Source organism: Thermosulfurimonas sp. (assembly GCF_015491435.1).
Taxonomy (GTDB): Bacteria; Desulfobacterota; Thermodesulfobacteria; order Thermodesulfobacteriales; family Thermodesulfobacteriaceae; genus Thermosulfurimonas_A.
The window spans coordinates 1-2,596 of sequence record NZ_WFVX01000185.1 but is presented as its reverse complement, the minus strand read 5'-3'; the positions used below and the strand labels follow the sequence as shown (position 1 = coordinate 2,596).

The following is a 2,596-nucleotide window of genomic DNA, read 5'->3' as shown; positions in this document are numbered from 1 at the left end:
CCGATGTAGAGGGGGTGATGGACGGGGAGGGGCGTCTGCTTTCCAGCCTCACCCTCAAACAGGTGGAAGATCTGCTCCGGCAGGAGGTGGCCCGCGGAGGGATGATTCCCAAGCTAAAAAGTGCCTGGAAGGCCCTTCTCGCCGGAGTCAAAAAGGCCCACATCATTGACGGCCGGGTCCCTCACGCCCTTCTTCTCGAACTCTTCACCGACCAGGGGGTAGGCACGGAGATCCTCCCTGCCGAGGGATAATCTGTGATCCTCGGGCTGGCCAGTACCTCCCTGATCCGGGAGCCTAGTCCAGCTGGCTGAGTTCCTCGGTGGTGATCACCCGGAAGAGAACCCGTTTTTTAAGGGAACCCGGCCGGGCCTCCTGGACGATCAGCGTGCGTCTTCCGGCCAGGAAGACATGCCGTTTGAAGCCATCCGGCGGGGTATATACCAGTTGAATCCCCTGCACTCTCCCCTCCTTGTCCACCACCACGTCCACTCGCTCCAGGAAATTGATGTTCCCCGGCCCGAAATTGGTGATCACGTAACCCAGTTCCGTGGGAAAGGCCTTGGGAGCCGGAACGATATACACCGCATAGACTTCCTTGGCCCGGGTGCTCAGAACCGCGGCTCGGGCCGGGGCTCCCAGCGACAACATCCCCGCAACTATTATGAGTAAGAGAACCCTTTTCATGCTTCACTCCTTCAGGGGATTTATCTCCTAGTTAATTCCTGCTTTTGATCTGGGTCAAGGCGGGTTCTTTTTGGACGTATTAGAGATATGATAGATCTTGAAAATCCAAATAGGAGGTGTTGAGGATGTTTTGTAATCAGTGTGAACAGACGGCCAAGGGCCAAGCCTGCACCAAGATCGGGGTGTGCGGCAAGACCCACGAGGTGGACGAGCTTCAGGATCTTTTGGTGCATGCCCTGGTAGGGTTTTCGGAGGTGTCGCTTAAGGCCGAGGAGAAAGGGGTGAAGGATAGGGAGGCCAATGTGTTTCTGTGCGAAGCCCTGTTTTCCACCCTTACCAACGTTAATTTCGATCCGGAGCGCATCGCGGACTACATTCGCCGGGCCGTGGAATGGCGCGAGACCTTAAAGAACAAGGCCGGTATTTCCGAGGTTTCGGATGCGGCTCGCTTCGAACCCGCGGCTACGCTGGAAGGGATGATCAAACAGGGCGAGGAGGTGGAGCTCAAGCCTGAGAAGGCCCGGGATCCGGATATCTTTTCCCTTAAGCTCACCGTACTTTATGCCCTGAAGGGGATCGCCGCCTATGCCTATCATGCCGCCAAGTTGGGCAAAGAGGACGATGAGGTTTACCGTTTCATGAAACAGGCCCTGGTGGACCTTTATCGCGACGACCTTTCGCTTGAGGACTGGGTGAACCGGGCCCTTGAGGCCGGCCGCATCAATCTTCGCACCATGGAGTTACTCGACGCTGCGAACACCGAAACCTTCGGACATCCGGTGCCCACTAAAGTTCCTCTGGGGCACAAGGCCGGGCCGGCCATCCTGGTGTCCGGACACGACCTCAAGGATCTTTACGAGCTTCTTAAGCAGACCGAAGGGCAGGGCATCCACGTCTATACCCACGGAGAGATGCTTCCGGCCCATGGCTATCCCGAACTCAAGAAGTTTAAACATCTGTATGGCCACTACGGAACGGCCTGGCAGAATCAGCCGAAGGAATTTCCTGCCTTTCCCGGCCCCATCGTCATGACCACCAATTGTCTCATGCCCCCTAAGGAAAGCTATAAAGATCGGGTTTTCACCCTGGGGCCGGTGGGTTTTCCGGGGGTAAAACATATTCCCAATGAAGATTTCACTCCGGTAATCGAGATGGCCAAGAAGATGGGAGGTTTTGAGGCGGATTCTGCGGGCAAGGAGGTCATGACCGGGTTTGCCCGCCATGCCGTCCTTTCGGTGGCCGACAAGATCATCGATGCGGTAAAAAGCGGGGCCATCCGCCACTTCTTCCTGGTGGGAGGTTGCGACGGAGCCAAACCCGTGCGCAATTATTACACCGAATTTGTGGAGAAGGTCCCCAGGGACTGTGTGGTGCTTACGCTGGCCTGCGGCAAGTTCCGCTTCTTCGACAAGGACCTGGGAGACATAGGAGGCATTCCCCGGCTGCTGGACATCGGCCAGTGTAACGACGCTTACAGCGCCGTTCAGATCGCCCTGGCGCTGGCCAAAGCCTTTAACGTGGATGTGAACGATCTCCCGCTCTCGCTCATCGTTTCCTGGTACGAACAGAAGGCCGTGGCCATTCTCCTGAGCCTGCTTTATCTCGGGATCAAGAACATCCGGCTGGGCCCGAGTGTGCCGGCCTTCCTCACCCCGAATGTGCTGAACTTTCTTGCCGAGAAATACAATCTCAGGCCCATTTCCACTCCGGATGAGGATCTTAAGGCCTGCCTGAGCCGTTAACCAGTTCAGGGGGCGGAAATCCTCCGCCCCCACTGTCCCTACTTGACGACTCATACAAGTCGGTTTAATTAGAAAAAAGATTGCCGAGGTGGCGGAATTGGGAGACGCGCTGGATTCAGGATCCAGTGGGGATACCCCCGTGCGGGTTCGAGTCCCGCCCTCGGCACCAT

At 56.9% G+C, this 2,596-nt stretch carries 2 protein-coding genes, 1 tRNA gene and 1 pseudogene; 3 read left to right on the top strand and 1 reads right to left on the bottom strand.

The window, feature by feature from the left end; translation table 11 throughout:
- Positions 1-251 (top strand): annotated as a pseudogene (locus F8J34_RS08510) (acetylglutamate kinase); the annotation flags it as partial.
- A gap of 43 nt (positions 252-294) precedes the next feature.
- Here F8J34_RS08510 and F8J34_RS08505 read toward each other — a convergent pair.
- Positions 295-684, bottom strand: a complete 390-nt coding sequence (locus tag F8J34_RS08505) for a hypothetical protein (protein ID WP_297058335.1) — start codon at positions 682-684, stop codon at positions 295-297.
- Between the two features lie 125 nt (positions 685-809).
- Here F8J34_RS08505 and hcp point away from each other — a divergent pair, with 125 nt between their 5' ends.
- Entirely contained in the window at positions 810-2,426 is a 1,617-nt protein-coding gene (gene hcp, locus F8J34_RS08500; protein ID WP_297058333.1) for a hydroxylamine reductase, read from the top strand.
- Between the two features lie 82 nt (positions 2,427-2,508).
- A tRNA-Leu gene (locus F8J34_RS08495) sits at positions 2,509-2,595 on the top strand.
- Position 2,596 lies beyond the last annotated feature (1 nt).

What these genes read in the sequence shown, in the direction of transcription:
- F8J34_RS08505 (WP_297058335.1), bottom strand. Translation starts at nt 684, where the DNA reads ATGAAAAGGGTTCTCTTACTCATAATAGTTGCGGGGATGTTGTCGCTG.
- hcp (WP_297058333.1), top strand. Translation starts at nt 810, where the DNA reads ATGTTTTGTAATCAGTGTGAACAGACGGCCAAGGGCCAAGCCTGCACC.